The following is a 7,833-nucleotide window of genomic DNA, read 5'->3' on the forward strand; positions in this document are numbered from 1 at the left end:
ATACAGCACCGGCTCTTTTTGTTGTATCGTTGGAGGCTACCGCTTATTTAACGGTTGCTACGAGCTTCTTGAAAGTCTCAGGCTCATTCATAGCCAGATCAGCCAATACCTTTCTATTCAGATCGATATTCTTAACTGACAGCTTGTGGATGAACTCAGAATAAGTGATACCTTCAGCACGAACTGCAGCGTTAATACGCGCGATCCACAACTGACGGTAGTTTCTCTTCTTTAATTTACGGCCTACATAGCTATATGTAAGACCTTTCTCCAATACGTTCTTGGCTACGGTATAAACGTTTTTACGTTTACCATAAAAACCCTTGGCCTGCTTTAAAATTTTCTTCCTGCGGGCTCTGGAAGCAACTGCATTTACTGAACGAGGCATTTTGTGCTCTTTTTTCCGTTTTAGTTAATAATAATTCTGAAACTCCGACTATCTGAGTGCGAGCATTCTCTTTACGAGATCCAGGTTAGCGGAACTAACCAGGCTGCTACCTCTCAGGTGGCGTTTTCTTTTGGTAGCTTTCTTGGTCAGCAAGTGACTTTTGAAGGCATTATACCGCTTAATCTGTCCGCTCCCGGTTACCTTGAAGGTCTTCTTAGCCCGGGAATGAGTCTTTACTTTGGGCATCTTACATCAAATTTGGTCTGCAAAGGTAGATAAATAATTGATACAACAATCGTCAAATATAACTTTTTTATTCACGGAATGACGATGTGGATAACTTTTCTTCTCAAATATAAAAATAATTTTAACCTCATTAAGTACCTGAAAATCAAAATTCCTCTCCCCCATTACTTCCATTTCTGCTTTTATATATTAGGTTATAAGTAATACACATTTTTTCTATTTACTATATTAGTGTTAATTTTAATTTCAAAATAGTATTATTTAAAGCCATATCGTAAAACTTAACCAGGCCTATGAAAGCACTTTACACTTCATGGATCGCCTACTCCGTGTGGAGTTGGTTGCTTTTTCACCCTCAAAAATATGAAAGACCACAAAGAGCGCCCGATTGTTAATCCAGCCCTCTCTGATAGTTTTTTCCCAAAATAATTGAAGATGAAAAAGATTCTAATCCTATTATATAGCTGTTTGTTCCTCGCCATGGGTATAGCGCGGGCGCAAACGCTGTATTTCAACATACCGGATACGGTATGTATGTCAACTAATAATAGTACTGCGGATCAGGCCAAATTTGTTAGTATGAACGCCGTACTGTCAAGTAACCAGAACGGCAAGGCAACCTGGACAATCACGACGCCAACAGGATCAGATGCAGATTATACCATCCTGTACTCTGACGTCAATTCTACCGTCAAGTCCACTCAGCTAACAGGAACCCAGGCCCTGACAATCCAGTTCCTCACTGCCGGTACTTACACCTTTAAAGTCGTACTCAAAAGAACAAATGGTGCAGACATTACTTCGACTAAAACAGTCGTGGCTGTAGACTGTACCATTTCTACCTGTAGTGGCGGTAATGCCGAAATGCCCGGTTTCTCGGAGAACTTTGGTACCCTGCCGACCAATACGTCAAGAATGGCCTATTCGCCTTCTTCCGCTATTACTTATATTTATCAGGCTTCCGGTGACCTGAACGATAACTATTATGCAATATCCAATACTACACAGCTTAGACCTGAATGGGTAGCTGCCCTGGACCATAGCGGTTTAACCCGCGGTGGTATGCTGGTGGCCAACTCAGATTATACGCCTAGTATCTTCTTCCAGAAAGAAGTGACCGGACTTTGTCGTGGTTCCGTGTATAACTTCAGCGCCTGGCTCCTTAACACGGATAGCGCCTCTGTATTAAACAACAATTGTGTAAACGGTTATAAATACGCTGGGGTCACCTTCCAGGTACTGAATGCGGCAAATACCAGTCAGGTACTCGCAGAATTTAAAACCTATGCGGTATCGATGAACATCAAGAAAACACAATGGCAAAGGTATGGTGGTTCATTCACTGTACCTTCCGGTGTTACAGACGTTCTGGTAAGGATCAAAAACAATTTCGACGGTGGTTGTGGTAACGATATTGCAGTTGATGATATCGAATTCCAATATTGTAGCCCCGTTATCACGGCACAGATTGAAGGCCAGGCCGATAACCTGAAAGAGGTATTGTGTGAAGGCGCTCCTACCGTGATCACCTCCGCTTATACACCTGCTACCTACTTCACTAATCCGGAGTACCAGTGGGAAATGTCTGATGATGGTGGTGTGACCTGGTTCAACGTACCTTATGGTACTGCGAACAACGACACCCTCTTTATCGCTGAAGGCGAACTGACTGCTACCAAAACGGAAGCAGCAGATTATTATTTCCGTGTAAGGATCTACGAAAGTGGCAGCTCTTCAGAAACCTGTGCTTCCCCTTCCTCTGCGGTCAAAATTACTATCCTCCCAATGCCAACCCTTTACCTGACCAAGAGCCAGGTGTGTGAGGGCGCCACTGTCGAGTTGCAGGCTTCGGGCGGTTTTGATGAATTTAAATGGAGCGATACCACTTATGTCGGTCCTAAACGTTCGATCACACTGGTTTCTGATACCACCATTACCGTATATGGATATATTTATTATGGTATTGATGGTGGTAAAACCTGTGTGGACTCCAACAGCGCAAGCATTAGTGTTGATGATAAACCTACAGTGGAGATCTCTGCAACACCAACCACTATTTGCGTGGGTAGCAGAGTTACCTTCTCCGTAAACGACACCTTATCAGCTATAATTCCTACTGGCGGTCATATATATTGGTATAAGGGTAGCGATTCTACCGGCGTATTGTTGACAGATTTTAATGATCTGACATCGATGACTTATACAACAGAGACGATCGCAGATAGTGTATTTACGGTCGTCGTCAAATCGGGCCAATGTATCGTGCAGTCCGAACCATTCCATGTGAAACTCACAGATATACCGGCGCCACCTGCGGGTAAGCACCTGATCCAGTGTGTGGAAACCGGAAGCAGTACGTTCACCCCAGGCCGTACACAGATTACCGGTACATCAGGAACATGGTCTTATATTGCTGTGGAAGGACCCGGTGTGTCTGATCCGAGCAACGTTGACTTCTCTGACTACATTACCGGTAATAAAAATAACCCGGGGGCTACCTTTACATTGCTACACGCAGGTACCACCGTATACCTCCAGTATACTGTGAAAGCTACCGCCAACTCTTCCTGTATTGGTTATGCATACGATACGCTGACGCTCGTAGCTGGTGCTTCTGCTGCTTATGCAGGTGAGGACACCATCCAGTGTGGTACTTCGAATGTATTTACGATGACGGCTACGCCTCCTAACACAGACGCAACCGGCATATTTGCAGAAGAAGGTACCTGGACGGTGATCTCCGGTAATGGTGTAACCATCGATGATATCCATGCTTATAATACAACTGTAACGGTAACTCCTATAGGTACAGCACAGGATGTAGTACTGCAATGGAGTATCGCGAATACCGCAGGTTGTGCTACCACTACCGATGAAGTGACCCTGCACTATACAGCTGTTCCAACAGTGACCCTGAAACCGGTGACCATCTGTAACACCGCAACTTCCTTCTCACTGGATACAACTGCGACTTCAGGTAATCCTTTATATTATAGTATCGCTGCTGCCAGCACAGGTGCAATGCCTGGGTTCAGTGCGGTTGCCGAAACACCAATTACTACATGGCCAATCACTGTTCCTATTCCGAGCGGTGTTGCTGCAGGTACTTACAACTTCCTGCTGACCGTAAGAAATGATTATGGTGGTTGTACCAATACAATTCCGTTCTCTGTAAATGTAGAATCACCTACCACTGATCCTACCGGCGTAACCGTAAGTTCTCCGAACATTTGTACCACTGGCTCTACTACCCTGACTGTAACAGGTGGTACCCTTGGTCAAAACCCGGATGGTACCGATGCGGCACAATGGGTATGGTACGCAGGCGGCTGTGGTACAGGTACTGCTATCGGTACAGGTGCGACAATCACGGTGACCGTTTCTGCTACCACTACATTCTATGTAAGAGCAGAAGGTACCGGCTTATGTGCGAATTCAACCTGTGCAAGCGGAACTGTAACTGTATATACTGCTCCTGCTACTTCCAATGCAGGTGCTGACCAAACACATTGTAGCGACTCCCTGTTCACCATGGCAGCTAACACAGCTACTATCGGTACAGGTGAATGGACCCTGGTAAGTGGTAAAGCAACGATCACTAATTTATCCAGCCCGACCACTACAGTGTTTGTACTGGCTGGTGACACTGCTACACTGGCATGGACCATTACGAATGGGGCTTGTACTACTTCAGACCAGGTGGTGCTGATCAACTACAAACAACCAGTTCAGGCAAATGCCGGTCCTGATTCTCTTATGCAGTGTGCGAATAGTACCTTTACCATGCAGGCGACAACACCTGCCATCGGTACCGGTACCTGGTCAACCTTCACAGGTAGCGCTGCCACTATCACTACAGGTATGTTCAACAATCCTGCAGCTACTGTGACCCTGGCAGCTGGTGATACAGCTACTTTAATATGGACAGTGACCAACGGAACCTGTTCTTCTCACGACTACGTAAAACTGATTAACTACGCAACTCCTACTACTGCCAATGCAGGTCCGGATACGATTAAACAGTGTATGATACCTTCCTTCACCATGTCCGCAACTGCACCTACCATTGGTACAGGTAAGTGGTCTGTGAAGAGTGGTAATCCTGTTATAGCAGCGGCAGACAGCAGCAAAGTAAATGCTGTGATCACCGTTGCAAATGGTACAACTGCACTTCTTTACTGGACTGTCACCAACGGTACATGTTCATCTAAAGACAGCATTGTATTAATTAACTACCAGAGCCCTGATCCTGCTAACGCTGGTCTGGATTCAATCGTTCAGTGTAATAACGCTACCTTCACCATGGCAGCGACTACACCTAATCCTGCTACAGCAACAGGTACCTGGACCCTCTTTACCGGTAGCGCAGCAAGCATCGCTGCTGCTGATATAAATAAGATCAATGCCATCATCACCCTGCCAGCCGGCGATACCGCCACGGCTATCTGGACAGTGACAAACGGTGTATGTTCCAGCTCTGATTATATCTTCCTGAAGAATTACCAGGCGCCTTCTACGGCACAAGCTGGTCCTGATTCAACCAAGCATTGTGCGGACGGTACTTTCACCATGTCTGCCACTGCACCCACCATCGGTACCGGTACCTGGACCGTGCCCAAACCAACAGCTATCATCACAAATCCAACCAGCACTACCGCTATCATCACAGTTCCTGTTGGCGACAGCGTAATGGCTTACTGGACAGTTGTAAATGGTACATGTTCTTCTATAGATAGCGTGAAACTGGTGAACTATGTAAAACCAGCCGACGCAGATGCGGGTCCTGACCAACACCTGTGTAGCGCTACCAGTTTTACCATGGCTGCGAATACACCTTCTGTAGCTACTGCTTACGGTGTATGGAGCAAGCCAGCCGGTTCTACTGCTACTATCACAAGCGTAACAAGTCCGACCACTACTGTGACCATCCCTGTGGGTGACAGCAGTATGTTGTTCTGGACAATTACCAATGGTGCTTGTGCAGATGTGGATACTGTATGGATTGTGAACAACAATCCGCCAGCTGCTGCCAATGCCGGTGTTGACACGATTAAACAATGTAACAACGCTGCTTTCGCCATGACGGCGAATACACCTTCTGTAGCTGGTGCTACCGGTTACTGGACAGTGGTATCTCCTTCTACTTATACCATCCCTGCTGCGGATGTAAACAATCCGACAGCTACGTTCTCTGTAACCGCAGGTACGACCGTAAAACTGAGATGGACAATCACTAACCTGGGATGTACTTCTACCGATAGCATTGTGCTGATCAACTACGAACAGCCAACTGCGGTAAGTGCAGGTGCAGACCAGACCAAGTGTGCGGGTACCGCTTTCGTAATGACTGCTTCTGCAGTAACCGTAACAGGTGCGACCGGTACCTGGTATGTACGCAGTGGTAACGCAACAATCGCTACCGGCGAAGAACACAGCGAAAGTGCCCATATCACTATTCCAAACGGCGAATCTGCTGTATTAAGTTGGGTAGTAACAAACGGCACTTGTGCTGACTCTTCTTCTGTAACACTGACCAACCTCCTCACTCCTTCCAATGCAAATGCAGGAGCGGATATCTATCATTGTAATGACAGTGCTTTCGTAATGGCCGCCAACGCTCCTGACGTAGCCGGTGCTACCGGTACCTGGACATTCGTTGGTACTACTACTGCTACACCAAGTGATCCGAACAGCCCAACTGCAACGATCATTGTACCGGCAGGCGATAGCGTACTGGCTATATGGACGATTACCAACGGTACCTGTCCTACCAGCGATACAGTGAAACTGGTGAACTACATGTCACCAACCGCCGCTGCTTTACCAGCTGACATGCAACAGTGTATGACCACCACGTTCCCTGTTACAGCGAACGCGCCTGATGTACCTAATGCAGTGGGCCACTGGACAGTAGTAAAAGGTAACGCTACCTTCCCTGCTGCTGACTTAAACAGCACATCTACTACTTTCACTGTGCCAAATGGTGATAGCGCTTATGTGACATGGACCATTACAAACGGTTTGTGCCAGAGCGTAGATACAATTAAGTTATACAACTATCAGCAACCTGTAACTGCGAACGCCGGTCCGGATTCTATCCGCCAGTGTAACAATGCTACCTTTACCATGCAGGCTACGGCAGCATCTCCTGCTACCGCTGTAGGTAAATGGTCACTGTATCCTGGTAGCGCGGCCAGCTTCAGCGCTGCTGATTCTACCAATCCAGCTGCTGTATTTACACTGCCTGCCGGTGATAGCGCTACCGCAACCTGGACAGTGACAAACGGTGTCTGCTCTTCTTCTGACAAAGTACTGCTCATTAACAGCGCAATGCCAGACCAGGCGAATGCCGGTGTAGACTCCATCCGTCAGTGTAATAACACGACCTTCACCGTGGCAGCAAACACGCCAACTGTAACAGGTGCTACCGGTAAATGGACACTCTCCAATACCCGTGCAACCATCGCAGCTGCTGATACCAGCAACCCAACTGCGGTGATCACCGTTCCTGTAGGTGATAGCGTAAAAGCTTACTGGACAATTACAAACGGTGCATGTTCTACTATCGACAGCGTGAAACTGGTGAACTATGCACAGCCAACCGCTGCCGAGGCAGGTCCTGACCAACGCCAGTGTGCTACCACAGCCTTTCCTATGGCGGCTAACACTCCTGATGTAACAGGTGCTACCGGTAGATGGACACTCTCCAATACCCGTGCGACCATCGCAGCTGCTGATATCAGCAAACCAACTGCAGTGATCACTGTTCCTGTAGGCGACAGCGTAGTAGCTTACTGGACAATAACAAACGGTGTTTGTTCTTCTATAGATAGCGTGAAACTGATAGACGATGCAATGCCTGGTACGGCAAATGCTGGTCCTGCTCAGACACATTGTAACGACAGTGCCTTCACGATGGCGGCAAATACTGCTACCGCAGGTACCGGTGCATGGTCCTTCTACACAGGTACTACTGCAACGATTGCCACTACAGATGTAAATAATCCGACAGCAACGATCTTCGTACCGGCTGGCGATACTGCTACTGCTATCTGGACAATCTCCAACGGCATATGTACTTCTACCAGCACTGTTCTTCTGAAGAATGATATGATGCCGGAAGCTGCAAATGCGGGTCCTGACCAGACACATTGTAACGATTCGCTCTTCCACATGGCGGCTACGCCTGGAGCAATCAC

The 7,833-nt window shown here is 47.2% G+C and carries 3 protein-coding genes; 1 reads left to right on the forward strand and 2 read right to left on the reverse strand.

All coding sequences use genetic code 11. From position 1 onward, the window contains the following. Nucleotides 1-43: 43 nt before the first annotated feature. A complete protein-coding gene (gene rplT, locus BW716_RS21445; protein WP_072357586.1) occupies nt 44-388 on the reverse strand; it encodes a 50S ribosomal protein L20 in 345 nt (114 codons plus the stop codon). A gap of 48 nt (nt 389-436) precedes the next feature. Then, on the reverse strand, nt 437-634 hold the full coding sequence (rpmI, locus tag BW716_RS21450) for a 50S ribosomal protein L35 (RefSeq protein WP_072357585.1): 198 nt from the start codon (nt 632-634) through the stop codon (nt 437-439). A 435-nt stretch (nt 635-1,069) separates the two neighbouring features. Between rpmI and BW716_RS21455 the strand changes: the two genes are divergently transcribed. Continuing rightward, nucleotides 1,070-7,833: hypothetical protein (locus BW716_RS21455; protein ID WP_179091214.1), on the forward strand; the 6,764-nt coding region annotated here is incomplete at its 3' end.

Origin of the sequence: [Flexibacter] sp. ATCC 35208, from assembly GCF_001975825.1 — a bacterium.
In the GTDB taxonomy this organism is placed as follows: Bacteria; Bacteroidota; Bacteroidia; order Chitinophagales; family Chitinophagaceae; genus Chitinophaga.

Bases quoted from the DNA above. Each gene is read 5' to 3' on its own strand.
- rpmI (WP_072357585.1), bottom strand. From the start codon at position 634: ATGCCCAAAGTAAAGACTCATTCCCGGGCTAAGAAGACCTTCAAGGTA.
- rplT (WP_072357586.1), bottom strand. From the start codon at position 388: ATGCCTCGTTCAGTAAATGCAGTTGCTTCCAGAGCCCGCAGGAAGAAA.